25 protein-coding genes and 2 pseudogenes are annotated in these 25,426 nt (G+C 65.0%); 22 read left to right on the forward strand and 5 right to left on the reverse strand.

What is annotated here, in order from left to right:
• Positions 1-32 precede the first annotated feature (32 nt).
• Together FFS49_RS02840 and FFS49_RS02850 are read right to left on the reverse strand one after the other, a co-directional pair.
• Positions 33-197: pseudogene (locus FFS49_RS02840) on the reverse strand (ISL3 family transposase); the annotation flags it as partial.
• A gap of 69 nt (positions 198-266) precedes the next feature.
• Entirely contained in the window at positions 267-1,037 is a 771-nt protein-coding gene (locus tag FFS49_RS02850; RefSeq protein WP_224755902.1) for a LuxR family transcriptional regulator, read from the reverse strand.
• Positions 1,038-1,516: 479 nt separating this feature from the next.
• Between FFS49_RS02850 and FFS49_RS02855 the strand changes: the two genes are divergently transcribed.
• The 22 genes and pseudogenes from FFS49_RS02855 (at position 1,517) to FFS49_RS02960 (ending at position 23,724) form a co-directional block, all read left to right on the forward strand.
• Positions 1,517-1,900, forward strand: coding sequence for a DUF4902 domain-containing protein (locus tag FFS49_RS02855; RefSeq protein ID WP_105818164.1), 384 nt, complete (start codon positions 1,517-1,519; stop codon positions 1,898-1,900).
• Between the two features lie 406 nt (positions 1,901-2,306).
• Positions 2,307-2,960 carry an acyl-homoserine-lactone synthase gene (locus FFS49_RS02860; protein ID WP_105818163.1) on the forward strand — a complete coding sequence of 218 codons (654 nt, stop codon included), beginning with the start codon at positions 2,307-2,309 and terminating at the stop codon, positions 2,958-2,960.
• 164 nt (positions 2,961-3,124) lie between these two features.
• Positions 3,125-4,417 (forward strand): beta-ketoacyl-ACP synthase II, encoded by a 1,293-nt coding sequence (fabF, locus tag FFS49_RS02865; protein ID WP_105818162.1) that lies wholly within the window; start codon positions 3,125-3,127, stop codon positions 4,415-4,417.
• A gap of 172 nt (positions 4,418-4,589) precedes the next feature.
• Positions 4,590-5,975, forward strand: coding sequence for an NAD(P)/FAD-dependent oxidoreductase (locus FFS49_RS02870; protein WP_105818161.1), 1,386 nt, complete (start codon positions 4,590-4,592; stop codon positions 5,973-5,975).
• A 108-nt stretch (positions 5,976-6,083) separates the two neighbouring features.
• On the forward strand, positions 6,084-7,166 hold the full coding sequence (locus FFS49_RS02875; protein ID WP_105818160.1) for a fatty acid desaturase: 1,083 nt from the start codon (positions 6,084-6,086) through the stop codon (positions 7,164-7,166).
• 80 nt (positions 7,167-7,246) lie between these two features.
• On the forward strand, positions 7,247-8,251 hold the full coding sequence (locus tag FFS49_RS02880; protein ID WP_105818159.1) for an aromatic ring-hydroxylating dioxygenase subunit alpha: 1,005 nt from the start codon (positions 7,247-7,249) through the stop codon (positions 8,249-8,251).
• Positions 8,248-9,147, forward strand: a complete 900-nt coding sequence (locus FFS49_RS02885; protein WP_105818158.1) for a hypothetical protein — start codon at positions 8,248-8,250, stop codon at positions 9,145-9,147. Before FFS49_RS02880 ends, FFS49_RS02885 begins: the two co-directional genes overlap by 4 nt.
• A 4-nt stretch (positions 9,148-9,151) precedes the next feature.
• Complete coding sequence (locus tag FFS49_RS02890) at positions 9,152-10,570, forward strand: MFS transporter (RefSeq protein WP_105818157.1); 1,419 nt, start codon at positions 9,152-9,154, stop codon at positions 10,568-10,570.
• Positions 10,571-10,695: 125 nt separating this feature from the next.
• Positions 10,696-12,444, forward strand: a complete 1,749-nt coding sequence (locus FFS49_RS02895) for a fatty acyl-AMP ligase (protein WP_224755901.1) — start codon at positions 10,696-10,698, stop codon at positions 12,442-12,444.
• A gap of 60 nt (positions 12,445-12,504) precedes the next feature.
• Positions 12,505-13,464, forward strand: coding sequence for an acyl-CoA desaturase (locus FFS49_RS02900; protein WP_105818156.1), 960 nt, complete (start codon positions 12,505-12,507; stop codon positions 13,462-13,464).
• Between the two features lie 25 nt (positions 13,465-13,489).
• Positions 13,490-14,473: an acyl-CoA desaturase gene (locus FFS49_RS02905; protein ID WP_105818155.1), complete on the forward strand. Its 984-nt coding sequence runs from the start codon at positions 13,490-13,492 to the stop codon at positions 14,471-14,473.
• A gap of 55 nt (positions 14,474-14,528) precedes the next feature.
• Positions 14,529-14,849, forward strand: a complete 321-nt coding sequence (locus FFS49_RS02910; protein ID WP_105818154.1) for an acyl carrier protein — start codon at positions 14,529-14,531, stop codon at positions 14,847-14,849.
• 13 nt (positions 14,850-14,862) lie between these two features.
• Complete coding sequence (locus FFS49_RS02915) at positions 14,863-15,966, forward strand: fatty acid desaturase (RefSeq protein ID WP_105818153.1); 1,104 nt, start codon at positions 14,863-14,865, stop codon at positions 15,964-15,966.
• Positions 15,966-16,889 carry an alpha/beta fold hydrolase gene (locus FFS49_RS02920; protein ID WP_105818152.1) on the forward strand — a complete coding sequence of 308 codons (924 nt, stop codon included), beginning with the start codon at positions 15,966-15,968 and terminating at the stop codon, positions 16,887-16,889. Before FFS49_RS02915 ends, FFS49_RS02920 begins: the two co-directional genes overlap by 1 nt.
• A complete protein-coding gene (locus FFS49_RS02925; protein ID WP_105818151.1) occupies positions 16,886-17,071 on the forward strand; it encodes a rubredoxin in 186 nt (61 codons plus the stop codon). Before FFS49_RS02920 ends, FFS49_RS02925 begins: the two co-directional genes overlap by 4 nt.
• A 141-nt stretch (positions 17,072-17,212) precedes the next feature.
• Positions 17,213-18,397, forward strand: a complete 1,185-nt coding sequence (locus FFS49_RS02930) for an acetyl-CoA C-acyltransferase (protein WP_105818150.1) — start codon at positions 17,213-17,215, stop codon at positions 18,395-18,397.
• Between the two features lie 60 nt (positions 18,398-18,457).
• Positions 18,458-18,646, forward strand: a complete 189-nt coding sequence (locus FFS49_RS02935; RefSeq protein WP_105818149.1) for a hypothetical protein — start codon at positions 18,458-18,460, stop codon at positions 18,644-18,646.
• A gap of 15 nt (positions 18,647-18,661) precedes the next feature.
• Positions 18,662-19,483: pseudogene (locus FFS49_RS02940) on the forward strand (PLP-dependent aminotransferase family protein); the annotation flags it as partial.
• Positions 19,484-19,493: 10 nt separating this feature from the next.
• Complete coding sequence (locus FFS49_RS02945) at positions 19,494-19,682, forward strand: hypothetical protein (protein WP_105818148.1); 189 nt, start codon at positions 19,494-19,496, stop codon at positions 19,680-19,682.
• A gap of 678 nt (positions 19,683-20,360) precedes the next feature.
• The gene (locus FFS49_RS02950) at positions 20,361-21,650 is read left to right on the forward strand and encodes an FAD-binding oxidoreductase (protein WP_105818147.1); all 1,290 of its coding nucleotides are present in this window, start codon (positions 20,361-20,363) and stop codon (positions 21,648-21,650) included.
• 17 nt (positions 21,651-21,667) lie between these two features.
• Entirely contained in the window at positions 21,668-22,225 is a 558-nt protein-coding gene (locus tag FFS49_RS02955; protein ID WP_039360762.1) for an XRE family transcriptional regulator, read from the forward strand.
• Between the two features lie 152 nt (positions 22,226-22,377).
• Positions 22,378-23,724, forward strand: coding sequence for a glutamine synthetase family protein (locus FFS49_RS02960; RefSeq protein ID WP_105818146.1), 1,347 nt, complete (start codon positions 22,378-22,380; stop codon positions 23,722-23,724).
• Between the two features lie 21 nt (positions 23,725-23,745).
• On the opposite strand, the gene FFS49_RS02965 is transcribed toward FFS49_RS02960, so the two are convergent.
• The 3 genes from FFS49_RS02965 to FFS49_RS02975 form a co-directional block, all read right to left on the reverse strand.
• Positions 23,746-24,276 carry a GNAT family N-acetyltransferase gene (locus FFS49_RS02965; protein ID WP_105818382.1) on the reverse strand — a complete coding sequence of 177 codons (531 nt, stop codon included), beginning with the start codon at positions 24,274-24,276 and terminating at the stop codon, positions 23,746-23,748.
• 50 nt (positions 24,277-24,326) lie between these two features.
• The gene (locus tag FFS49_RS02970) at positions 24,327-24,905 is read right to left on the reverse strand and encodes a hypothetical protein (RefSeq protein ID WP_105818145.1); all 579 of its coding nucleotides are present in this window, start codon (positions 24,903-24,905) and stop codon (positions 24,327-24,329) included.
• Positions 24,906-24,998: 93 nt separating this feature from the next.
• Complete coding sequence (locus tag FFS49_RS02975; protein ID WP_071332187.1) at positions 24,999-25,388, reverse strand: lysozyme inhibitor LprI family protein; 390 nt, start codon at positions 25,386-25,388, stop codon at positions 24,999-25,001.
• Positions 25,389-25,426 lie beyond the last annotated feature (38 nt).

Genomic DNA, 25,426 nt, shown 5'->3' on the forward strand with positions numbered 1-25,426 from the left:
GCAGCAATCGGCGGCTCTACCTTGTCTACAGCGTGGATCTGTTGGCAGCGTGCACCGTATTGCTCGCAGTACATGACCTTGCTGGCTGGCTTCAAATACAGCGACAGCGTGCGGCCTTCTCCTTCCGGCCATTCCACACGCTCCAACCGATGGCCTGTCCAGCAGCCCGGTGCCTGAAGTGCTTTTCGATCGAGCAATTGCTCCTCCTGACGTTCTTAAAGTTTGGCGTCAGGTTACGCAATCGTTCTCCAAGGCTCCACGGTTTCCTACGATGAACCGAATAAAAGCCCCAGCATCGACGCCTTGACCGCGGCTTCGGTCTTGTTGGTCGCATTCAACTTGCGCATCGCATTGACGAGGTGAAATTTCACGGTGCGTTCGTCGACGTGTATGATCTTGCCGATCTCGGCGTAGGTTTTCCCCGCGGCGGACCACTGCAGCGACTCGCGCTCGCGTGCCGTCAACTCGACGGCATATTCGGGCGCACGCTGCGCGAGCAGATGTATGCTCATCGCACAGTTGGCCATGTTCGCGAGCCATGACATCTGGTATCCCTTTTCCTCGAGCTCACGCTCGTCGATTGGCTCGTCCGATCGCGCCATGGTCACGAGTCCGATCACCCCGGTGCGGCTGACGGACGACATGCACCAGCCGTGGCGCAAGCCGAAGTGCTCCGCTTCCTCCCAGAATTCGACGCTTTGCGTCTGGCTATCGGCACGCCAGATCAATGGCCTCAACTGACTGAGCCCATGCCGGACCGTCGGGTCGACGGCAAAATAGTTTTGATTCACATAGCGCTCGACCCACGTCTCCGGATAATTGGACTGCAGCATGAACTGCGGATTGGTAACCGGGAACGGAATGCGCAGACCGAACGAACAGTACTCGAATCCAAGTGCTCGCACGTCTGCCGCCAACTCCACGAACACGTCGGCCTCGGATTTTGCCGCGGCGTATCCGTTCAGATACTTCTCTCGCCATACATGCATATCGTTACCTTTGCGGTCAATCCTGCCCTGAAGGAGGCCAGGCTGCATGGTGGGTGCGTTGACCGATTTTTCAAAAGTTGTTCGGGGTGGGGCTCAAGCTTTCACATATCGAACGGCAAACATGATGTCGAGAGCGAATTTTTTATTGGATGGTGTGCTTCGGGGGGCGTTCGTACTTGCCGTCGATCGATTGAATGGTGGAATGTGCATGTGGGCATGCGTATCTGTAGATTATCCAAAGTTTCAATGCCCGAAATCGCTAGTTCGCAAATCCTGGAATTGCGTCATGATCGATGCGCCACCAGGTAATTTCCGCTCATGGTGATCGTGCGTCATCTTGATGATGCGATGGCGTTTCCCGGATGGTCTGTAATAATCGTAAAAAACATGTGCGTGGCTGCAGCGGTTATCGCAAGGCACAACACGGGCGCCACGATCGTTCGAAGGATCCGCGCCTGGTGACTGCCGCTAATCTTGCCAAACCATGCCGTGCCAATTTTAACAGGTGCCACGTCGAGAAAACGGACATGCAAAAAAAGCTGAATGATGGATACGTGCGATTGACCTTGCCGGCGTTCTACGCGCTGCGCTTCCGTCAGCATATGTGCCAGCAAGCCCCGGATCTGTTACATGATTTATGGGGGGAGGGGGTAAGTGCGGTCAATGCCGGCTATTACGAGCTGGTCTGCACCGAGACGCAGCCGGCCGCGAGCATCGGCTGCGCATGGTACGTGGCAGTGGGCCAGTCCGACGTGAAAGTCGGGAGGGACGACGTTAGCAGCAACGTCATGCTCCTCGATCGAGACGGTGACGATTACGGCGCACGATCCAGTCGGGCGTTAATCCGGAACTGGCTGTGTTCGGGCGCGCGTCAACGCGAACTTGAATCGGCCGTCGTCGCCGATCACTGATTTCGTGTTCAATGCACATGATTACTTGTTCGAAAGAACATAGGCTGCGCGACGCAACCTTGCGTGCCGCGCAACCGCCCATTCTCGCCAGTTCCCGCCGATCTTCCTGATCGGCCCGGCGACGACGCGATGACCGCCACGATCATCCATGCCGTGACGTGGCACCTCGAGATGCTCGCTTCGATTCGCCGCTGACCACACGTGCCCCGGACGGTGCATTCGACCGCCTCGCGAGCCATCGCCAGTCAAATCCCGAATCCGATTTTCCGCCGCCGTGTTCTCGCGCACTCGGCGCGACGCGTCTCGTCCAGAACGCCGGATCCTGCCCGTTCGGGCAGCTATTTCGGATTATCAAGTTCTGGTTCAATCGCGCTAACAATTCTGAAATGAGAGAGAGGGCATTCAGATGCTGACTTTATTGTCGGGGAGAAGCGCTGATTTGAGTCGCGAGACGATGTATCGACTTGCGAAGTTTCGGCATAAGGTCTTCATACAGGAACTCGGATGGTCATTGCCCACCGACAATGGCATCGAATTCGACAATTTCGATCACGCGGACACCCTTTATGTTGTCGCTTGCGATCGCGACGGCGAAATCGTCGGTTGCGGCCGGTTGCTGCCGACCGACGAGCCTTATCTGCTTGGTGAGGTCTTTCCGGATCTGATGGGCGACGCGGCCCTTCCCTGTGCGCGCAATGTCTGGGAGCTGTCCCGTTTCGCGATGAGCATGCCGCAGGGCGAGCCGTTGACTGCGGAAGAGTCGTGGCAAAACACGCGCGCCCTGATGTCCGAAATCGCCCGTGTCGCGCATGCACATGGGGCTGACCGTCTCATTGCATTCTCCGTGCTCGGCAACGAACGGCTTCTGAAGCGCATGGGTGTCAACGTGCATCGCGCTGCCCCGCCTCAAATGATCGACGGCAAGCCGACCTTGCCGTTCTGGATCGAGATCGATGAACAAACGCGCGCAGCGCTGAACCTCGATGGGTTGGAGTACAGCATGCCGCTCGACATGCCGCGCAATCTGCATGCGCCGCACGCGTTCGAGCAAGCGGTATGAATGCGCGGCGCGCATCGTGAACGTCTGCGGTCCGCCATGTATCGGGCGGGTCCGGCGCGCGCGCGAAATGGCGCGTGCAATGCAGTACCTCAATAGGTGTGTCTGAAGATGAACGGCTTCAACGATGTGGCTCAGCGAGTCCTGGTCCGCGAGAGGAATGTGAAATGACGCTTCGAGTGGTAGTAACCGGTATTGGCATTGTGTCTCCACTGGGCTGCGGTAAGGAATTGGCGTGGCAGCGCCTGATCGGCGGAGGCTCCGGGCTTCGCCGGCTCGGCGACGATATCGTCGGTGAACTGTCCGCCAAGGTCGGCGGGACGGTACAAGGGACGGCCGACGATCCTGACGGCGGTTTCGATCCGGAGCGCTCGGTGCCGAACAAGGAATTGAGGAAGATGGACCGCTTCATCCAGATGGCGATGGTTGCCGCGGACGAGGCGCTCGCCGAAGCCGGATGGGCTCCGCAAGCCGAGTACCAGCGCGAGCGGACGGCGACCGTCGTGGCGTCGGGCATCGGCGGATTTCCCGGCCTCGCGGAGGCGGTGCGGATCGGCGAGACGCGTGGCGTGCGGCGGTTGTCGCCGTTCACCATTCCGTTCTTTCTGTCGAATCTGGCGGCCGGCCAGATTTCGATCAAGCATCAGTTTCGCGGGCCGCTCGGTTGTCCCGTGACCGCCTGTGCCGCCAGCGTGCAGGCGATCGGCGATGCGATGCGCATGATCCGGGCCGGCGAGGCCGATGTCGTCCTGGCGGGTGGCGCCGAAGCGGCATTCGACAAGGTCAGCCTGGGCGGGTTCGCGGCGGCGCGCGCGTTGTCCACCGGCTTCGGCGATCAGCCGGTTCGTGCGTCGCGCCCGTTCGACCGCGATCGTGACGGATTTGTCATGGGTGAGGGCGCCGCAATGCTGGTGGTCGAGTCCCTGGACCACGCCCTCGCGCGTGGCGCCCGCCCGATAGCGGAAATCATCGGGTACGGAACCACGGCTGACGCCTATCACATGACCGCCGGACCCGACGACGGATCCGGCGCGATGCGGGCGATGAAGCTGGCCCTGAAGATGGGCGACGTTGCCCCGGAGCAGGTCGGCTACGTCAACGCGCATGCGACATCGACGCCGGTCGGCGACGCTGGAGAAATCGAGGCGTTGAAGACTGTCTTCGGCGTGGGGGCCGGTCCGGCGATTTCGTCGACCAAGTCGGCAACCGGGCATCTGCTTGGGGCGGCGGGCGCCATCGAAGCTGCGTTTTCCATTCTCGCCCTGCGGGATGGCGTGCTGCCCGGAACGCTGAACCTCGAGAACCCCGACGCTGCCGCCGAGGGGCTGGATCTGATCGGGCCTGCCGCACGGCACGATCCCGTCGAGATTGTCCTGTCCAACGGGTTCGGGTTTGGCGGTGTGAATGCATCGGTGCTGTTCAAGCGATACCAGCCGGGTGGGTCGACAGGGGCGCATTGAATGACGCCCGCATGGTTGGCGAACTCATCCTGATTTATTAAGCAAGACAAATCGTCGGCATTCGGCGCCGCGCCATGGTGCGCCCGTTCTCCATCCATACGATGGCGGCGGCAGTGGCGAGGTGGCGTCATATGCAATCCTGGTTCCAGTCGTTATCCAAAGGGAATTCTCCGTGTTAGACACCCTCATCGTAGGTGCCCGCTGCGCGGGCGCCACGCTTGCGATTCATCTGGCGCGCGCCGGCAAGCGCGTGCTGGCGATCGATGCGAGCAATCTGCCGAGCGATCAGCCGTTGTCCACCCACTGGATTTCGCCCTACGGGATGGCGCTGCTGGACGAGCTCGGTCTTGGCGACAAGGTGCGCAGCTTCGCGCCACCGGTGCCAAGCATGATCTATGGAAACGACGACATGAGGGGCCGCATCGAGTACCCGGTCGGTGGACGCTGCTCCTGCCCGCGTCGCATGGATCTCGATGCACTTTTGCTGGAGGAGGCGCGCGCCTCGGGGGCCGAGGTCCGAACGCTGACCAGGCTGGTCGGCCTGTTGCGCGACGGCGAGCGGGTGACGGGCGCCGTGGTCGAACATGACGGCGTGCGCGAGGAGATCCGGGCGCGGGTCGTGGTGGGTGCGGACGGCCCGCACTCGACGACGGCGGAGCTCGTCGGCGCCGAGGAGTACCACGGCTACGACTGCCCCCGTGCGATGTACTGGGCGTACTGGCCGCGGCCGGACTGGTTCGACTCGGATCCGCGCTATCAAGGCGGGGCGATGAACTGCACCTTCGGCGACGACGTCGTCTTCGTCTTTCCGACCAACCGCGACCTGCTGCTGATCGGGGTGGCATTCCCGAAAATGCAGTTGCCGGAGTGGAAAGGCTGCGCCCTCGAGAAGCTCATGGAGACGCTGAAGGACAACGATCACACGGCCCCGCTGATTGCCGGCGAGCCCGCGAGCAAGGTGCTCGGCGCATTGAAGCTGCGCTTTTTCTTCCGTCAGGCGGCCGGGCCCGGCTGGGCCCTGGTCGGCGATGCGGGCCTCTTCATGGATCCGTCCCCCGGATTCGGGATTACCGACGCACTGCGCGATGCGCGCGCGCTCGGCCGGGCCATCGTCGAAGACGACGACCAGGCACTGGTGTGCTACTGGCGCCAGCGCGACGCGACCTCGATCGACCTGTTCGAATACTCGCGCGGCCGCGGCGCGCTTGGCCACAATAATCCGCTCAGTCGCATCCTGTACGGCAAGCTGGCGACGGACCCGGTGCTGCAGGCGCGCTTGCTCGCTTCGATGAATCGCCAGTGCTCGCCGTTTGCCGTGTTCGATCCGAGCGATATCAAGAAATGGGCGGACGAAGCCATTGCGCGCGGCGAGACGGGCGTGATCCAGCCGCTGATCGACATGTCCCGGCGAGGCGAGGCGATCCGCGCCGAGATGGCGTTGCGCCAGCGTCTGGTCGAGGAGGCCCACGCCAGGCGGGCCCAGGCGTCCGGGCCTGACGATATCGAGCCGTTCATCGCCGGCGCCGATCACGACATTCGCGTCAGGGAGTCGATATGAGCGCGCGGAACATCGGCGCGTGGTCGTCGCGGCCGCGCGATTTCAAGCCGTGGCGGGGCACTGGCGCGTGTCGCCGGCCCAGTGTCGAGTAAACCGAGGAGAAAGCCCATGACCATCGAAGCCACGCTGGACAGCGACGTCGCATTCTCGCGGCTTAAGCTGCCACGACACTTCCACCGGATCAGCTCCGTCGCCACGATCCTCTATCTGGCGCACGCGCTCGCGTTCTTCCTGATCCCGGCCGCGGTGGCGTTCGCCGTCGTCGATATCCCGGCATCGGCGCCGGCCCGTATTGCAATGGCCATCGTCCTGGGCGTGATCGCCGGGCATGGCATGCACCTGCTGACCTTCGTCGGACACGAGGGGATGCACACGAACCTGCATCGCAACAAGTACGTGAGCGCCGCGCTGGCGCTCATCTGCTCGTCGCTGGTGCCGGGCTTCCTGATCGTCGGCTTCAGCATGACGCACTGGAAGCACCACCGCTTCACCGGTCAGGACATCGATCCGGACGTCCAGATCTATTCGCAGTTCCGCACCTTCTGGTCGCGCTTCTTTCTCGCGCGCTCCAAGGGTGTGCGGATCTACCTGAAGAACGCCATGTGCATGGCGGCGGGCCTTCCCTGGCCGGAGAACACGCGGTTGCCGTTCAGCCAGCGCGAAATGCGCTGGATCTCCCGGATCAACATTGCGCTGAACCTGGGCGCGGTGACGGCCTACGGGTTCATCTGGCACCGATCGTTGTGGCTCGGTTTCACGGTCATGCTGATTCCGTATATCGGGGTGTACGTGTTCAGCACCATCCGTGCGTACATCGAGCACACGGATACCGTGCCGGGGCGATATCGCGACAGCCGCAGCTATACGTCGCCGATCTATACCGCGCTGTTCTTCGGCAGCAACTTCCACCTCGAACACCATCAGTACCCGGCTGTCCCGTGTTACCGGTTGCCCGCGCTCCACGCGTACCTCGCGTCGCAGGGGCTGCTCGAGGCGGCAGGCGCGCCGGTCGAGCCGTCCTTCCTCGGCGCGCTGCGTTATACGACGGGGCGCTTCCAGTATCCCTGCGTCAATCTGCAGTCCGCGACCGACGAATTCCTCGAGCGGATGGCGGAGGGGCGTCTCGATCGTGAAGCAGCCGCGGTGGACACTCGGGACGGCGACGCGCTGGTCGCCGTCATGCGCAAGTAGAAACGATCCGGAAGGCACACGCCGACTCGAGCGCTCGTCGGGTGTGCCGCAACTCCGAACCTGTAGCAAAGTGAGGAATCATGTTTATCCAGAATGCGTGGTACGCAGCAGCACTTTCCGCGGAAGTCCAGAGGGAGCCCTTTGCCCGGACGATCCTGAACCACAAGATCGTCATGTACCGTACGCAGGCGAGCCAGGTCGTCGCGATGGAGGATCGCTGCCCGCACCGACAGGTTCCGTTGTCCCGGGGGCGCGTTGTCGGCGACGAACTCCAGTGCTGGTACCACGGGCTCAGGTACGACTGCTCCGGCGCGTGCGTCGGCATTCCGAGCCAGAACACGATCCCGAAGGGCGCGCGCGTGCGGACGTTCCCCGCCGTCGAGAAATACGGCTTTATCTGGCTGTGGACCGGCGAGCCCGACAAGGCCGACGAGGCGTCGATCCCGAACCATTGGGTCTGCTCGGCGCCCGAGCTGGCCGGGACGATGAGCTATTGCACGATCGCGTGCAGCTACCTGTTCGGCATCGACAACATCCTCGACATCTCGCACGCCGCCTTCGTGCACGCGAAGACGCTCGGCTCGCTCGACATCGTCGAGACACCGCCCGAAATCGTGATCCACGACGACGAAGTCCGCGTGCGCCGCTACCTGCGCCGCGAGAAGACGCCGCCGCTCTACACCCATATCCTGAAGCTCGACTACATCGACCGCTTCCAGGAGGTGGTCTACTGGCCCATCGGCAACACGCGGGTCGAAACGAGGGCCCACGCCTGCGACGATTCCAGCGGCCAGGTCTTCCACGTCTATACGACGACGATCTTCACGCCCGCCACGGATACCACGACCCATGTCTTCGTGGGCATGCACCGCGATTTCGACGTCGACAACGAGCGGTTTACCGCGTTCACCGCGAAGGAAGTGTTCGCCACCGTGATGGAGGACAAGGACGTCGCGGAGAGCCTTCAGGCGAACTGGAGTCCCACGGCGCCGATGATCGACATCCAGCTCGATCGACCGGCGTTTGCCGCGCGGCGGATCCTGGAGCGAATGGGGGCGAACGCGTCCATTCGGGCGGCCGTATGACGAACGTGGAGACGGCGCGCCTGCCGCGCGCAGCGGAACAAACGACGATGACGGGAAAGGACACGACTATGGGTCATCCAGGATGCGCCGGTCTTTATGTCGGCGAGTTGCTGCGCGAGCTCGGGGCATCGGAGCAGGACGAGATCGGTTTGCGTCACCCGATGACGTTTGGAGAAATCGTCGGCCGCGATCGCGTTGAGCGCCTCGCGGCGGCGGCCGAGGGCATCTTCGCCGAGGTCGAGCCGAAACACGCGTGGGGTGGTGCGGACATCAGCGGGCGCGAATGGCACGGCCGCTTCCAGGACCGCAAGATTCGCGGCGTGACGGTGGCACGACGGTTCGGCACGCGCATCCAGGTCGACATCTTCCTCGGCTCGTTTCCCGCGCCGGTGCGCCGCGCGCTGTATGACGCGAGCCGGGATCTCGTCGACGTCGACGCGTGGACGCTGCCCCCGGGGATCGATGCCGCGTTGCCGCCGATCCCCGCCGACGAAGTGCTGGACGCCAAGTTGCCGTTCGGCATCACCGACGAGATGGTTCTGACCAGTCCGGTGGCCTGTAAACCGATTCGCGGCCGTGCTGAAGTCGAACGCGTCTGCGGCCACTCGATCGCGGTCTACGGAGGGCGCGCGAGCGGGCCGCGTCTGTCGGCCGGTGCCACGACATTGAGCCTCTGGACCGGCGAGGTCGGCGGGCTGCCGCTGGAAGTCGCGAACGTCATCCAGTGGGAAGATTCCCGGACCGTCAAGGTCATGGCGATGGCGATGCGTCCGTGGCCGGTCGTTGCGCTGTTTCAAGCGCGGATGCGGGCGCGAACGCTCTCGTTTCTCGACCCGTCGTATTTCGAAACCGAGTCGGGCGACGGCGTGACGCCGCTCCAGCCTCGCGAGGCATAAGGACATGAACGGACCCAGCGTGCCCGCTCCGCAGGCGCAGTCGAGCCCGATTTCGCCGTGGCCGGTTTTCTGTATTGCCAGTGTGGCGGCGTTCCTCGTTTCGATCGACGTTACCGTGCTCTACGCGGCATTTCCCGCGTTGCGACTGGCGTTTCCCGATGCGGGCTCGGCCGGCCTGTCGTGGGTTTTGAACGCGTACACGCTGGTCTTCGCCGCGTTGCTCGTGCCGGCCGGCCGCCTCGCCGACCTGCGCGGGCGCAAGCGCGGGTTCCTGCTCGGACTCGCCATGTTCCTGGGCGGATCGTTCGGCTGCGGCGTCGCCACGCATATCGAGATTCTCTGGGCGATGCGCGCCGTGCAGGGCGCGGGCGCGGCGCTGTTGCTGCCTGCCTCGCTGTCGATCCTGCTGGCGGCGTTCCCCGCCAACCAACGGGCGGTCGCCGTGAGCTTGTGGGGCGCGGTCAGCGGGGTGGCAGGTGCGTTGGGGCCGAGCGTCGGCTCGTTCATGGTCGATCGCTTCGGGTGGCCCTGGGCCTTCTTTCTCAACCTACCGCTGGGGGCGATCGCGTTATGGCAGGGATGGCGCATTTTCGACGAGTCGCGTGATCCCGAGCGGGGCGCGCCGCTTGACCTGATGGGCGTCGTCCTGCTGGCCGTCGGCGTCGGCGCCATTGCGTTCGGCCTGGTGCAGTCGGAGGCGGTCGGCTGGACTTCGCCCGAGGTGGTGCTCGCGATCGCGGGCGGGCTGGTGATGCTGGCAGCGTTCGTGGCATGGGCGCGCACGGTACGTGCCCCGGCAATCGATCTCTCGCTGTTCCAGGATCGGACTTATCGCTACATCAACCTGGCTTCGCTGTGCTTCGCGATCGGCTTCGCCATGATGTTTTTCCAGACGTTCCTGTTTACCACGGGGGTCTGGTCGTATTCGCTGACGCGCGCGGGACTGGCCGGCAGCCCCGGGCCGCTGCTCGTCGTTCCCACGGCGATCGTGTGCGGACGGTTCGCGGCGCGCGCGGGGCACCGGCTTCTGCTGGTGACCGGGAGCCTGGTATCCACGGCGGCGAGCCTATGGTTCGCGCTGGTGCCCGGCGTCAATCCCGACTATGTGCACGCATGGCTTCCGGGGGCGCTGCTCACCGGACTGGGGGTGGGCATGGTCATGCCTTCGCTTTCCGCCGCGGCCGTTGCGCATCTGCCGCCGGCGCGATTTGGTGTGGGCTCGGCCGTGAACCAGGCGATACGCCAGATGGGATCGGTGTTCGGCGTGGCGCTGACGGTCGCCATCACGGGCAATGCGATAGCGCGCCTTGCCGAATTCCACACCCTCTGTTACCTGCAGATTGCGCTCGGCCTGGCCACCGCGATCTTGTGCGCGCCGGTGGATACGCGCCCCCGGGCGCTTGCCCCAGCGGCGGCACATTGACGGCCGCGCGTCGTTCGGCACGTGCCCGAGCTTGAAGTTTTCACCAGAACAAAAACTGATTATCCGAGGGTCTCATGATGGCCAGTAGCTTCCCCCCCTCCGTCCCGCCGACGGAGCGCAGGATCTTGTCCCTGCTCGATATTCTTCAAGAGCGTGCCGAGCAGACGCCGGAACGGATCGCATTTCATTTTCTTCGCGACGGCGAGGACGATGTCGTGAGCTGGTCGTATGGCCAGCTCGCCGCCGCTGCCATCCAGGTGCGCGACCAGGTGCTGCAGCACGCGCTGCATGAACGGCGCGTATTGCTGCTGCTCGAACCCGGTCTGAGCTACGTCGCGGCGCTGTTCGGCATCCTGATGGCGGGCGCTACCGCAGTGCCGTCGTTTCCGCCCGCCGGTTCTCGTGCAGTAGCACGCTTCGCATCGATTTGTCGCGACGCTCGTCCCGACGTGGTCATTGCCGGCAAGCTGCACCGCTCGCTGCAGGCGCAGCTCGACGCGCTCCACGACGGCCGGCGCGCCGCGCCTGCCTTGCTGACGATCGACGAGAGTGCCTTCGACGCGATCGAAGCATCGGCACACGACGTCGGGTACCTGCCGAAGCAGGGGGGCGGCCTGGATCGGCCGGCGCTACTGCAGTACACGTCAGGATCGACCGGCGAGCCGAAAGGCGTGGTCGTCACGCATGACAATCTTGTCAGCAATTGCGCGGTGATCGCCGAACGGCTCGGCGCCGATCCGGACCGCGTCGGCTGCACGTGGCTGCCGCCGTATCACGACATGGGGCTGATGGGCGCGCTGCTGCTCGCCGTGTTCAGCGGTTTTCCGCTCGTGATCCTGTCGCCGCAGCATTTCGTCCAGCGTCCGTATCGCTGGCTCAAGGCGATCACCGACTACCGCGTGACCACGAGCGTCGCACCGAATTTCGCGTTCGACCTGTGCGTCGACAACATCAGCGAAGAAGAAGCGGCCACGCTCGATCTCAGCTCGTTGCAGCACGTATTTTGTGGTGCGGAGCCGGTAAGTCACGTGACGCTGGAACGTTTCTTCGCGCGTTTCGGCCGGCATGGCTTCGAGCGCCGCGCCGTGGTGCCCTGCTACGGAATGGCCGAGGCGACGCTCTATGTCTCCGGCAAGGTGGGCCGTTCGCCGGTTACGCTGATCGATGTCGACAAGGACGCGCTCGCTCTCGGCCTGTGCCAGCCGCACGACCCGGAATCCGACGTGCGCGGGCGCACCACGCTGGTCGGCTGCGGGCCCGTGGCAGCCGGCCATCGGCTGCTGATTGTCGATCCTGCGACGAAGCGCGTGTTGCCGGAGCGGACCATCGGCGAAATCTGGTTCAGCGGCCCGAACGTCGCAGCGGGCTATCTGAACCGCGCGGACAGCGACGACATCTTCGCGGCGACGATCGGCGATGCAGACCGCAAGGACGATTCCGCCCGTTACCTCCGCACGGGCGACCTCGGCTTTCTGAACCGCGGCGAGCTGTTCGTGACGGGCCGGATCAAGGACGTCGTGATCGTCGCCGGGCGCAATCTCTATCCGACCGACATCGAGGGATCGGTGCAATCGGCGCACGACGCGATTCGCACGAACGGCGCGGTGGCGTTTTCAATCGACGGCGGCTCCGGCGAGTCACTCGTCATCGTCGCGGAACTCAAGCGCTCGCGCCGTCTGAATCCGGAGCAAATGCGCGAGGTGCGAGCGGCGATCACGTTGGCGGTCACGCGCGACCACGGAGTTGCGCCGGCGGTGGTGCACCTGGGGCCGATGGGCGCGATTCCGCTTACGACCAGCGGCAAGGTGCGCCGGCAAGCGTGCAAGCAAGCGTTCCAGCAAGGCAGCTTGAGCACGCTCGAGGTGCGCGCGTAAGCCGTTCTTGCACACGTCATTCCCGATTTCCATTGTCGCTGTCTTTCTTCGGAGCCAGTCATGGCTGAAGCGGATTCATTGTCTTCGCGAACACCAGCAGCCGCCCTTGCGGCGGAAGCCGACACCGACGTGCGCGCACGCCGGCTCGCTTATCTGACCGTGGGCATTCCCGCGCTCGGTTTCGCATTGGCGATTGCCTACACGTGGACATACGGCGTGCGCGCGACCGACTTCGTGCTGCTCGCGGTGATGTATTTCTCGACCGCGATCGGCGTCGAAACCGGCATGCACCGATATTTCTCGCACCGCTCGTTCAAGGGGAGACCGGTCGTCACCATGATGCTTGGCGTGCTCGGCAGCATGGCCGCCCAGGGGCCGATCCTGTTCTGGGCCGCCACGCATCGGATGCATCACGCGTTCACCGATCAGGATGGCGATCCTCATTCGCCGCGTCCGCGCGTGAACCGGCACGGCAAGCCAAGCCGGCTCGCGGGCCTGTGGCACGGCCACGTGGGCTGGATGTTCACCGTGCGCCGCGAGAACTGGAGCGCGTATGCCGCGGACCTGCTGCGCGACCGCCTGATCGTCAATCTCAATCTGCGTTACGGCTGGTGGGTGCTGCTCGGCCTCGCGATTCCCGCACTCGCGGGCGGGTTGGTCGCGCCCGCCGGGCAGACCCTGCTCGGGGCCGCTGGCGGCTTCCTGTGGGGCGGACTCGCACGGATCTTCCTGCTCGATCAGTCGACCTGGGCCGTCAATTCGCTGTGCCACACCATCGGCACCCGTCCGCACGCGACGCGCGACCAAAGCCGAAATTTTGGTCTGCTTGCGATCGTTTCGGTGGGCGGGGCATGGCACAACAATCATCACGCGCAGCCGGCCTTCGCCAACAACGATCACGCGTTCTGGCAACTCGATCCCTCTGCCTGGGTCATCCGCCTGCTCGACGCGCTGGGCCTGGTCACGGAGGTGCGCTATGCCCCGAAGCGCCGCGCGGCGGCCCCCTCAACTTCGCCGTAATCCTTATTCGCGTTTGGAGAATCCTATGAATTCGTCGATTCAGGTTGCACCCGGCGTGACTGCCGACGGCGGGCTTTCGACCGCCGACGGGCAGATCCCCGGTGTTTCGCCGCTAAAGGGCAGTGGTGCGCGCGTCAAACGCTATACCGCCCTGGCCGTGATGCTGGTGCCGCTCGCCGGCTTTGCGCTGGCGGTACGCCAGCTCGTACTGGGAGACTTCGCCGTCACCGACCTGGTGCTGTTCGGGGTGTTCTATTTCCTGCACATGGGCGGGATCACGATGGGCTTCCATCGGTATCTTGCGCACAAGACGTTCCGGACCTCGAAGTGGTTCGAGGGACTGCTGCTGATCTGCGGGTCGATGGCTGCGCAAGGACCGATCATGTTCTGGGTGACGACGCATCGCCGTCATCACCTGTACAGCGACCAGCAAGGCGATCCGCATTCGCCGAACCTGGTCGGAGCAGGCCTGTTCGCGAAGTTGCGTGGCCTCTGGTATGCGCACATGCCCTGGATGCTGGCTCCGGACGTATCGGGCTGGACGTTCTTCGCCCCCGACGTGTTGCGCGATCGCCGTCTGTTCTTCTATCACCGCACCTACACCTGGTGGATCGTGCTCGGCCTCGTGCTGCCTGCAGCGATCGGCGGCGCCATTGCGGGCTCCTGGCACGGCGCGTGGAACGGCCTGCTGTTCGGCGGCTTCGCGCGGATTTTCCTGGCCAATCAGGCCGCTTGGTGCGTGGGTTCGGTGTGCCACATGTTCGGCGGACGACCGTTCAAGACCGACGACAACAGCGCGAACAACTGGACGGTCGCCGTGCTCACGTTCGGCGAAGGCCTGCAGAACAACCACCACGCGTTCCCCGCGTCATATCGCCACTCGGTGAAGTGGTACGAGCCGGATCTCAGCGCGTGGGTGCTCTGGACGCTCGGCAAGGCGGGTGTCGTCTGGGACCTGCGCCAGCCGGGGCCGGCGGCGATCCGCAAGCTCGCCAAGCAGCCGTATTGAAGCAAGTTGCCGTCGTAATTTCGTTCATTTCCCTCGTATGGAAGGATTATTCATCATGTCTCAAGCTGGAATTCTGGGTAGCCTGTTTGGCCGCAAGAAAGCGGTGGCCGCCGACATCGGCCCGCTGACCGAATCGTCGATCCGCAGCTGGCTGATCGACCGGCTCGCCAGGCAGTTGAAGGTGGACCGGGCTGCCATCGACCCCGCCAAGCGCTTTGACGAATACGGCCTCGATTCGATCGTCGCGGTACAGGTGTCGGGCGATCTGGAGAAGGTCGTCGAGCAGCGGCTGTCCCCGGCGCTGCTGTTCGAACACAACAGCATCGACGAGCTGGCGCGTCACCTCTCGACCGAGCTCGGTCTGCAGGCAGCGTAAGCGGGAGAACGACATGGCGAACAAATACACCGTTCCGAGCGCGCCGCCCGCGCGTTTCGACGAATTCCTGCAGAAGTCGAAGGCGCTCGAGGGCGTGCGGTTGACCGACGCAATTCCAAAGTCGTTATACGAGCCGCGCGCATGGCGCGGCGTGCTCGGCTTCGTGGTGAGCTACGCGGCGTACATCGGTGCGATTGTCGGCATCGCGTATGCGCCCCACTGGCTGTTCTACATTCCGCTGTGGTTGGTCGCAGGTCTGGGCGGCTGGGGGCTGCATTGCATCGCGCACGATTGCGGGCACAACTCGTTCTCCCGCTCCCGGTGGTTCAATCTGGCGATCGGGCATCTGTCGCTTCTGCCGCTGCTGTATCCATTCCACGCGTGGCGCCACACGCACAACCTGCACCACGCGAACACCAACAACCTGGAGCTCGATACCGACTGGCGGCCGATTCCCGCGCCGCTTTACGCTCGCATGTCGCTGTTCAAGCGCCTCGAGTACGCCGGCACCCGCAAGTGGATGTTCTGGGCAGGTACGGTCAGCTACTGGAAGGAATCGGGCTTCCGCCCCGGTTTCTATCCGAAGCGCGAGATGCGGCGTGACGTGAAGCGCTCGATCGCCTTCGTGCTGATAGTGTCGGCGGTCTATTTTCCGGCGCTGATCTACTTCACCGGCATTACGGGCCTGTTCCTGTACTTCGTCGTGCCGTGGCTCATGATTCATGCGTGGTTCAGCGCCACGACGCTGATGCACCACACGTCGGACGACATCCCGTTCCTGCCGTCGCAGCACTGGACGGCGAACGCCAGTCGCCTGCTGGTGACGACCGACTACCGGTATCCGAAGTGGTTGCACTTTATGACGCACAACATTTCGGTGCACACCGCGCACCACGTCGCGCCGATCGTGCCGTTCTACAACCTGCCGAAGGCGCAGGCGGCGCTCAAGGAAGCATTTCCGGGAATGATCCGCGAAAAGGATTTCACGTTCGGCGATCTGTGGCACGTGATTCGTCACTGCCATTTCTACGACACCGAGTCGGGCTACTACCGGAGCCTGTCGCGGGAGGCCGTGCCCGTCGGCGCGCATGCGGCGGCGGCGGAGGAGGGCCGGTGATGGCGTCCGCGAACCATACCGAAGTCTCGCCGATCGCACGGCGGAAGGCGAAGGTGCCGTCGTTGCGCGCGCGGCTCGGCCGTCGCGCGTTCCGGGTGCTGAATACCTTCGCACCGCTCACCGCGGGGCGGCGGGCGGCCGACGCGTTCGGCTTCACGCGCGGCTACGGCCTGCCCGTCAGCGAGCGGGTGCCGCTCGGCGCGAAGGAGATCTCCATCGAGGGCAATGCGGACATCGACCGGGCCTATTACTGGGCGGGCGGTGAGTCGCGGGTGCTCCTCGTGCACGGCTGGGGCACCGACAGTAGCAGCATGCTGAGCTTCGTGAAGCCGATGCAGACGCTGGGCTTCTCGGTGGCGACGTTCGACGCGCCCGCGCACGGCCGTTCGCCGGGCAAGCACACGACGATGACGCAGTTCACCGGCGCGACGGGCGCGGTGCTGGATGCGATCGAAGGTGCGCACGTGGTGATCGCGCATTCGCTCGGCTCGATCGCGGCGATCTCGGCGCTGGCGGAGCGCTCGCGCCGTGCATCGTTGCGCTGCATCGTACTGATCGCCCCGACGGGCGGGCTGACCGAGGTGCTGGAGCGCTGGGCGAGCCGCGACATGGCATTCCCGCGCCCAGTGGTCGATCGCATCTATGCGGAGCTGCAGCTCCGCAACGGCGTGCCGGTCAGCCACTGGGACATTCTCGCGCGGGGTGCGTCGCTCGACGTTCCGGTGCTGGTCGTGCACGACCCGGCCGATTCAGTGGTGCCGTACTGCGAGGCGCAGCGGGTCGTGGCAGGCCTGCGGGAGGCGACATTGCGGCCGGCGCCGGGCGCGGGGCATGGGCGGATCCTGTCGGACGCGAGGGTACGCGAGCAGGTGCGCGAATTTGTGACGCGACAGATGTCGAATTTTGGAGAGTTGGCGAGATGAACACGACAGCGGTGGAGATGCGTACGTTGATGTGTCTGGTGTGCGGCTGGATTTACTCGGAAGAGCGTGGTGCGCCTGACGACGGTATTGCGCCGGGTACGCGCTGGGAAGACATTCCGGCCAAATGGAAGTGTCCCGAGTGCGGCGTCGGCAAGGAAGATTTCGAAATGGTGTCGATCTGACTCGCATGGGGTCCTTGCCTTGGCGGCCCGCATGCAGGCAGCCAAGCGGGTCGCCGGCACGTCACGCGTATCCAGCAGGCATGCCATGCCGGTTCGGGCGTATCCGACCAGGCGGAGTCGAACTTTGAATGGAGTGTTGAAATGGTTGCTCGACAGGTAGTGATCTGCAGTCCTGTAAGAACGCCCATCGGGGCGTTTGGTGGCGCGTTGAAGGACGTTGCCGCGACGGCGCTGGGCGCGGTCGCGGTGTGCGAAGCGGTACGTCGCAGCAAGGTCGATCCCGCGGCGTTGGCTTCGGTCATGATGGGCAACGTCATTCAGGCCGGAAACAAGATGAATCCCGCGCGCCAGGCAGCCGTCGGGGGCGGTATTCCGGTGACCGTGCCTGCGCTGACGGTGAATCGCGTGTGCGGCTCGGGTGCGCAGGCCATCGTGAGTGCGGCGCAGGAAATCTGGCTTGGATTCGGCGAGGTCGCGGTGGCGGGCGGGATGGAAAACATGGACCGCGCGCCGTATCTGCTGGAAAGCGGCCGATGGGGCCATCGCATGGGGAATGGCGAGATCGTTGACAGCATGCTCGGGGACGGTCTCGTCGACGCGTTTTCCAACCGGCATTCCGGATGGCATACGGAAGACCTCGTGGCACGGATCGGCATGACGCGCGAGCAGCAGGACCGTTGGGCGGAACGTTCGCAAAAGCGCTTCGCGGCGGCTCAAGGGCGCGGGGCGTTCGACGCCGAGCTGGTCGCGGTCGAAATCGAGGAGCGGAAGCAACACGTCAGATTCGAGCGCGACGAGCAGCCGCGACCGGACACGACGATCGAGTCGCTTGCGAAATTGAAACCTGCGTTCCGGTCCGACGGCACCATTACCGCGGGCAATGCGCCGGGACTGAACAGCGGCGCGGCGGCGATGATCGTGGCGGAGCGGCAGTATGCCGAGGCGCGTGGAATCGAGCCGATCGCGACGCTCGTTTCCTACGGGGTGGGCGCGGTCGAGCCGGGCATGTTTGGACTCGGGCCCGTACCGGCGGTCAGGATGGCGCTCGCGCGCGCCGGCTGGTCGTTGAAGGACGTCGAGCGTTTCGAGATCAACGAGGCTTTTGCCGCCGTGCCGATCGCGGTCCTCCGGGAGCTCGGCATTGATGAAGAGCTGGTGAACGTCGAAGGCGGGGCGATCGCGCATGGTCACGCCATCGGTGCGACCGGTGCTGTTTTGACGACCCGTCTTGCGCATTCGATGCGCCGTGATGGCGTGAAACGCGGCATTGTGACTTTGTGCATCGGCGGCGGTCAGGGCATCGCCCTCGCCCTGGAAGCCGTATAGCAGCGTCTTGATCCCGAGGGCACCGGCAACGCCCCGCCCCTCGGCAATCACGGAGAAGATATGGACCACCGTTCAGCACTGGAAGACCTGAAGACCGTTGCCGCGACCGGGCATACGACAACGCAGACCGAGCTTTGGCGCAAGTGGCTGGCTCATTTCGGGGCCGAGCGCGAGCAGGACCTCGATCTCGGCGTGCTGGAGGCGATTGCCGGTTATGTCGGGAAGGGCGTAGCTCCACCGAATGCCTAGCGCGCGATTCCGGGCAGCGACCTGTTCGACACCGACGGCCTGAACACGGCCGCCGAACGCGCGTACGCGCAGCCGGTCCGCTGCCTGCAATACGGCCCGACCGACAGCCTCGCCGAACTGAAGCAGCAACTGATCGCATTGATGGCGCGCCGCGGCGTCACCTGCACGGCGGCCGAACTGCTCGTCACGACCGGCTCGCAACAAGGCCTCGACCTGCTGCTGCGCGTGATGGTCGCGCCGGGCGACGTCGTGCTGACCGAACAACCGGCGTACCCGGCGACGCTGTCGGCGATGCGCCTGCATCAGGCGCGCATCGTGACGATCCCGGTCGATGGCGCGGGCCTCGACTTCGATCGCCTTGGCACGCTGCTTGCGTCGGGCACGATCGGGCAGCCGAAGCTGCTGTACACGGTGCGGACCTTCGCGAACCCGACGGGCGCGACGTTCACGCGCGAACGCCGGTTGAAGCTGCTGCGTCTCGCGGTGCAATACCGTTTCCTGATCGTCGAGGACGATCCGTACGGCGACCTTCGCTTCGCGGTCGAAGCCGTGCCGTCGATGCTCGCGCTCGCGAGCGAAGTGGACGGCGCGCGCGACTGGATCGTGCATTTCGCGAGCCTGCCGAAGATCGTCGCGCCGGGGCTGCGCGTGGGCTGGACGATCGCGCCGGCCGAGATCGCGCGGCGCTACGTGATCGCGAAGCAGACGCGTCTTCGCGCCGGGCAAGGCGTTCTTCGCGGACAACGTCGACGCCGCATCGCTGCGCCCGTCGTCGACGTGATCCGGCAACGGGTGGCGTGCCTCGTGTGCGCATATGGTGCGGCGCTGGCCGCGTGAGGAGACACACATGAACATCGTCATCAACGACACCGCATGGATGGATGCAGCGCCGGGCATGGCCGAATTCCGTCCAGTCGAGCACAAGTCGTCGCAGATCAGCACAGGGCCGCACTACGTCACGGACGTGCCCGGCCGCTTCGGCGCCGACTCGACCGACGCGAGCGACGCCGCACCGGTCGTCCTCGGCTACAACTGAACCGCGCGGCGGCGGACTCGCGACGAAAGCAGTGGGTGGACGATCGTTTCGTTCGTGAATCGTCCGGAGGCAAGGACTTTCTATATCGACGAGGGCGTCGTTGAGCGGGGCTCTACCGTCTGGTCGGGCCGGCGGCAACATTGGGTGAACTTACATGCCGCGATCGGCAAGAGTGGGTGGACTTTAGTTGCAGCCCGCGAAAGCGTCGTGCCGCGACGTGCTGATTACACCAGCCGCGCTCCAGTCCAGGGCCTGTTCACGCTAATAACGGGCCCTAGCAGGCTGTTGAAAAGCGCCTCGCTTTGATGACCGGGGCGCTGTTTAAAAGGATTTCGTATGCGCTTGGCTGCCGAGTTGCCAACGAATCGCCGAAGCTGGACCGTTCGCGAGCGGTCCAGCCGGCGCGTTGCCGTGCGACGGCCGCGCTTGGGCGGCTCATTGCACCGCTACGCTGGGAAGCCCCGCGACGGGGTTCGGACGCCTGTCACCGGTCGCCTGATACGCACCGCGCGTTGCCAGCCGAATGTCACTCAATGTTGCCGAATGTCCGATTCGGCCGCCGGAGTCCCAAATTGGGTGACATTTAGTTCCTCGGACTTTTTTTGCCCGCTTGCCTCCGTGAAATTACCGTGCTAATTTTTCATGAAATTCATCGGCGTAATTTTCACGGGAGTCCGCATGTTCGTGCAGTCCGACCGTCACGTCGCAAGCTACTACGCCGGCACCTACCCGGCGCCGATCCCGCATCGTCCGGAGCTGGACGAACGCATCGACGCCGACGTGCTCGTCGTCGGCGCGGGCTTCAGCGGGCTGCATACGGCGTTGCGCCTGGCGCTGGCCGGCAAGCGGGTCGTCGTGCTCGAAGCGAGCCGCGTCGCGTGGGCCGCGTCGGGCCGCAACGGCGGGCAGGCGCTGCTCGGCTGGTCGTGCGACATGCAGCCGCTCGAGGATTCGCTCGGCCGCGACGGCGCGCGCCTGCTGTGGGACAGCATGCGCTGGGCCGCGGCCGAGGTGCGCGAATTGCCCGTGCGGCACGGTTTCGACATCGACTACCGGCCCGGCAGCCTGTGGGCCGCCGTGCGGCCGCGGCGCGTCGCGATGCTCGAGCGGGCGCGCGACGAAGCGGCCGAGCGCTGGGGCTACGATCGGCTGCGCGTGATCGGCCGTGCCGAGATGCCCGAATGGATCGGCGGCACGCGTTACCTTGCGGCGCTGCACGATCCCGAGGCCGGCCACCTGAATCCGCTGAAACTCGCGCTCGGCCTCGCGCAGACGATCGAGCGCACGGGCGGCCGCATCTTCGAGCAGAGCCGCGTGCTCGACTGCCGCGAGACGGCCGGCGGCCACGTCGCCCGCACGGCGCGCGGCGAAGTGCGTGCGGACGTGCTCGTGCTGGCCTGCAACGCCTACGTCGACCGGCTCGATCGCGATCTCGCGCGCCGGCTGCTGCCGGTCGGCACGTACCAGGTCGCCACCGCGCCCCTTGCACCCGACGTCGCCCGTTCGCTGCTGCCGCAGAACAGTTGCGTGATCGACAACCAGTTCGTACCTGACTATTTCCGCCTGAGCCCCGACAACCGGTTGCTGTTCGGCGGCGGCTGCACGTATCTCGGCGGCATTCCGGCCGATATCGCGGCGGCAACGCGCCCGCACCTCGAGCGCGTGTTCCCGCAACTGGCCGGCGTGCCGCTCGATTACGCGTGGGGCGGCCATATCGACATCAGCATGCGCCGCACGCCGGACATCGGCCGCCACGGGCAGCGTTTCTGGCTGCAGGGGTTCTCGGGGCACGGCGTGCTGCCGACGCTTGCCGGTGCGCGCGCGGTGGCCGACGCGGTGCTCGGCGACGCACGCCTGCTCGCGCAGTACCAGCGCATCCGCAATCCGCGCTTCCCCGGCGGCGACCGGCTCGCCGCGCCGCTGGAAGCGATCGGCAAGGCCTGGTACCGTCTGCGCGATACCGTCTGACTGCACCGGAACCCATCATGAATGAACAGGAAGAGATAGAAAGCCTGGCGATCCTGATCCGCGACCTGCGCAAGCATCGCAAGGTCACGCTCAACGATCTCGCGGAACGGATCGGCCGCTCGGTCGGCTTTCTGTCGCAGGTCGAGCGCGGGCTGTCGCGCCCGACGGTGGCGGATCTCACCGCGATCGGCGAGGCGCTCGGCGTGCCGACCACCTATTTCTACAGCCTGAGCAAGCCGCGCAGCGTGCCGTGGGTGACGCGGCCCGACGAGCGGCGCACCGTGTATTACGCGGCCGGCATTACCGACATCCTCGTGTCGCCGAACATGCGCGCGCGCTTCTCGATTCTCGAAAGCCATCTCGCGCCGGGCGCGAGCAGCGGCGAGCGGCCCGTCGACGACAGCGACGAGCAGGGCGGTTTCGTGCTCGAAGGAGAACTGACGATCTGGGTCGACGGCGACGATACGCCCGTCACGCTCGGCCCGAACGACGCATTCCAGCTTCCTGCGCACAAGCGCTTTCGTTACGCCAATCTGACCGATGCGCCGACGCGCGTGATCTGGGTATTCACCTGAGTCGTCGGCGCGGCATGCGGTCGGGGGAGAGGCCGCGCCGGCATGCTTGTTTGCAGTCCTGATCTGAAAGGGGCGTGCGACGTCGTGCATGCCGCATGAATCCGGTTCGCCGCATCGCGGCACCGCCATACAAGACATGGAAAGGATGAGACATGGCTGACGTCGTTCCCGCGCTGGTCGATGAAGTCCGCGCATTCCGGCAGGCGCACCCCGAGATCCGTTATGTCGACCTGATCTGCCTCGACCTGCCCGGGCATTTCTACGGCAAGCGCTACCCGATCGACGCACTCGAGAAGGTGGCGGCGGGCTCGCTGCTGAAGCTGCCGCAGAACTGCATCCTGCTCGGCACGCAGGGCGGGCTCTACAAGATCGGCGACTACTGTTTCAACGATGGCGACCCGGACGCCGTGCGCCGGCTGATCCCCGGCACGCTGAAGCCGGTGACCTGGGAGAAGCAGCCGCTCGGCCAGATGCTGATCACGACGGACGGCACCGACGCGCCGGTCGAGTTCGAGCCGCGCGAGGTGCTCGCGCGCGTGCTGACGCGGCTCGCGCGGCGCGGCATCCGGCCGGTCGTGGCGTTCGAGCTCGAGTTCTACCTGTTTGCCGCGCAGCTCGAAGCGGGGATGCCGAAGTATCCGCGCGATCGCCTGTCCGATGATCGCGACGATCAGCCGAACATGCATATCGAGCGCCTGTCGCGCTTCTCCGACGTGCTACACGAGATGGTCGACGTCGCGTGCATGCAGGGAATCGACGCGACCGTGATCACCGCGGAGCTCGGGCCGGGCCAGTTCGAGATCAACTTCGGCCATTGCGACGACGGGCTGCGCGCGGCCGACTGGTCGGCGATGTTCTGCCGCAGCACGCGCGGCGTCGCATTGCAGCACGGCTATCGCGCGAGCTTCATGGGCAAGCCGTACCTGCATGCGCCGGGCAGCGGGATGCACGTGCACGTGAGCCTGTACGACGATGCGGGGCGCAACCTGCTCGCGGAGGACGGGCAGCGGCCGCTGCGGCACGCGGTGGCCGGATGCCTCGCGTTGCTGCCGCACTGCATGCCCGTGTTCGCGCCGAATCACAATGCGTTCCGGCGATACGGATCGATGGTGAATGCGGCGAGCCGTGCGAGCTGGGGCTTCGAGGATCGCGATGCGTGCATCCGGATTCCGGAGTCGGATGCGCGCAACCTGCGGATCGAGCACCGGCTCGCGAGTGCGGACGCGAACCCGTACCTCGTGCTCGCGGCGATCCTCACCGGGATGGAGCACGGGCTCGACGCGAAGCGCGAACCGATCGCGCCGCTCAACGAGGATCGCGGCAGCGGGATCGATTTTCCGAAGGAGATGCTGTCGGCGGTCGCGGCGATGCAGGATCATGCGGCCGTGCGCGAAGGGCTCGGCAGCGAGTTCGTGATGGTCTATTGCGAGAACAAGCGGCAGGAGGAGCTGGATTTTCGCAATGAGATCGGGGCGCGGGAGTATCGGTGGTTTCTGTGATCGTCCGCGAGCCGAGGCGGATCACCAGGGAAGTGCGCGCCAGTAGCGCACTTCCTCGATCGGTGTATGTTCGATCTCGAACGTCTTGATGTCGTCTTCGGCGACGAACCCCTCGCGCTCATAGAACGCCCGCGCACGATGGTTTTTGAACAGCACCCAGAGCGACACCCATTCGTGGCCCATGTCATGCAGCGCACGGCATGCATGGTCGACGAGCGCCGCGCCGACGCCTTGCCCGCAATGTGCGGGATGCAGGTAGATCGCTTCGATTTCACCCCAGGTGCGATCCTTGTCGGTGTCGCGGGTCGGGCCATAGGCGATCCAGCCCGTGGGCTCGCCTTCCGCGAACGCGAGCGCGACACGCGGCCGTCCTGCGTCGAGCGCATGGCGCCACGAAGCGGTGCGCTTTTCGACCGACAGGCCGGCGAGGAACTCGGCCGGCATGATGCCCGGGTAGGTGGCCTGCCACGATGCGACGTGGATGGCGGCGATGGCGGGAGCATCGGTGGGCGTGGCAGGGCGGATGTCGATGTTCGTCGTGTTCGGTGTCATGTGTGCGCCGTCTGATCGGTTGCCGTGTGCCGCGCCGTCGCGCGCGGGATTCAATTCGCCGGATCCAGAGTGCCCTCTATCGCAAAGCGGTAGTTGATATCCACCTGCGACGCATCGCCCGGCACGTCGGTTCTCTTCAGCACGAATTCGAACGCAGGCTCGAACCAGCCGCTGCGCGGCACTTCGCCGCCGAGGACCTCGACGTCATACCAGCCGTTGTCGATTTCGATCATGGGCCTGCCCGGCTCGCGGTAACGCGCGAGCAGCGCATCGACCGTTGTGTCGTTGAAGCGTTCGAGAATCCGCCACGTGTAGATCATGACCAAGCGGTGTTCGACGCGCAGCACGTACCCGCCGCGCCGATGCAGCAGGCGGCTTCCCGTTTTCAGCAATTCGGGTGTGTCGCCATCCAGCGTGAAGATGATCGTGTACGGATGGTTCTCGATGCCGGCCAGCGGAATGACGACACCTTCCAGCACGGCGCGGTCGCCGCTGTCGCTCGTGATGAACGCCGTCGCGACGTCGTCCGGTAGCCCGTGCTGTTCCTTGAAGCGTTTCAGCAGCAGGAGATCGCCGACGAGAAAATAGTCGACCAGATCGTTGAGGACTTCGGAGAATTCCTGTCGCATCGCTGCTCCTTTCGCGGTGCCGATGCGCCGAGTTCGCAAGGGCATGAAGCGCCGCGTCGCGAAGCGTTTCGCGGCGCGGCACGCGCGACGCCCTTACTCGCCGAGCTTCGACGTCACGCAGCCCGTGCTCGAGCATTCGCGCTCACGTTCGCGCAGGAACGACAGGCGCGACTGCGTCATGTCGGTCGCGCACTGGAGATCCACGAGGTAGCCGTTGTTGCGCGTCTCGCTGCACTGGGCGTCGCGTTGCTTCAGCCACGCGAGCTGGCCGGCCTTCAGCGTCGCCTGCTGGTCGCTGCTCAGTTGCTTGCGCAGGCGGCCGTACTCGTCGTTGAGGTCACGGTCCGTTTGTGAGAACTGGGTGCTGCTGCAGTACACCTGGTCGAACGCACTGCGCGGCTTCCCGCAGCCGGCCGCGTGAGCGGCGAACGGAACGGCAAGCGCGAGCAGCGCACAGGATGCGAGCAGATTTTTCATTTTCATGGTGAGGCTCCTGACTGGGTGAAAACCGTTGGGCCCGA

Origin of the sequence: Burkholderia sp. 4NA327C6 (assembly GCF_005502655.1) — a bacterium.
Taxonomy (GTDB): domain Bacteria; phylum Pseudomonadota; class Gammaproteobacteria; order Burkholderiales; family Burkholderiaceae; genus Burkholderia; species Burkholderia contaminans.

Bases quoted from the DNA above. Each gene is read 5' to 3' on its own strand.
- FFS49_RS02850 (WP_224755902.1), bottom strand. From the start codon at position 1,037: ATGCAGCCTGGCCTCCTTCAGGGCAGGATTGACCGCAAAGGTAACGAT.
- FFS49_RS02855 (WP_105818164.1), top strand. From the start codon at position 1,517: ATGCAAAAAAAGCTGAATGATGGATACGTGCGATTGACCTTGCCGGCG.
- FFS49_RS02860 (WP_105818163.1), top strand. From the start codon at position 2,307: ATGCTGACTTTATTGTCGGGGAGAAGCGCTGATTTGAGTCGCGAGACG.
- fabF (WP_105818162.1), top strand. From the start codon at position 3,125: ATGACGCTTCGAGTGGTAGTAACCGGTATTGGCATTGTGTCTCCACTG.
- FFS49_RS02875 (WP_105818160.1), top strand. From the start codon at position 6,084: ATGACCATCGAAGCCACGCTGGACAGCGACGTCGCATTCTCGCGGCTT.
- FFS49_RS02880 (WP_105818159.1), top strand. From the start codon at position 7,247: ATGTTTATCCAGAATGCGTGGTACGCAGCAGCACTTTCCGCGGAAGTC.
- FFS49_RS02885 (WP_105818158.1), top strand. From the start codon at position 8,248: ATGACGAACGTGGAGACGGCGCGCCTGCCGCGCGCAGCGGAACAAACG.
- FFS49_RS02890 (WP_105818157.1), top strand. From the start codon at position 9,152: ATGAACGGACCCAGCGTGCCCGCTCCGCAGGCGCAGTCGAGCCCGATT.
- FFS49_RS02900 (WP_105818156.1), top strand. From the start codon at position 12,505: ATGGCTGAAGCGGATTCATTGTCTTCGCGAACACCAGCAGCCGCCCTT.
- FFS49_RS02905 (WP_105818155.1), top strand. From the start codon at position 13,490: ATGAATTCGTCGATTCAGGTTGCACCCGGCGTGACTGCCGACGGCGGG.
- FFS49_RS02910 (WP_105818154.1), top strand. From the start codon at position 14,529: ATGTCTCAAGCTGGAATTCTGGGTAGCCTGTTTGGCCGCAAGAAAGCG.
- FFS49_RS02915 (WP_105818153.1), top strand. From the start codon at position 14,863: ATGGCGAACAAATACACCGTTCCGAGCGCGCCGCCCGCGCGTTTCGAC.
- FFS49_RS02920 (WP_105818152.1), top strand. From the start codon at position 15,966: ATGGCGTCCGCGAACCATACCGAAGTCTCGCCGATCGCACGGCGGAAG.
- FFS49_RS02925 (WP_105818151.1), top strand. From the start codon at position 16,886: ATGAACACGACAGCGGTGGAGATGCGTACGTTGATGTGTCTGGTGTGC.
- FFS49_RS02930 (WP_105818150.1), top strand. From the start codon at position 17,213: ATGGTTGCTCGACAGGTAGTGATCTGCAGTCCTGTAAGAACGCCCATC.
- FFS49_RS02935 (WP_105818149.1), top strand. From the start codon at position 18,458: ATGGACCACCGTTCAGCACTGGAAGACCTGAAGACCGTTGCCGCGACC.
- FFS49_RS02945 (WP_105818148.1), top strand. From the start codon at position 19,494: ATGAACATCGTCATCAACGACACCGCATGGATGGATGCAGCGCCGGGC.
- FFS49_RS02950 (WP_105818147.1), top strand. From the start codon at position 20,361: ATGTTCGTGCAGTCCGACCGTCACGTCGCAAGCTACTACGCCGGCACC.
- FFS49_RS02955 (WP_039360762.1), top strand. From the start codon at position 21,668: ATGAATGAACAGGAAGAGATAGAAAGCCTGGCGATCCTGATCCGCGAC.
- FFS49_RS02960 (WP_105818146.1), top strand. From the start codon at position 22,378: ATGGCTGACGTCGTTCCCGCGCTGGTCGATGAAGTCCGCGCATTCCGG.
- FFS49_RS02965 (WP_105818382.1), bottom strand. From the start codon at position 24,276: ATGACACCGAACACGACGAACATCGACATCCGCCCTGCCACGCCCACC.
- FFS49_RS02970 (WP_105818145.1), bottom strand. From the start codon at position 24,905: ATGCGACAGGAATTCTCCGAAGTCCTCAACGATCTGGTCGACTATTTT.
- FFS49_RS02975 (WP_071332187.1), bottom strand. From the start codon at position 25,388: ATGAAAATGAAAAATCTGCTCGCATCCTGTGCGCTGCTCGCGCTTGCC.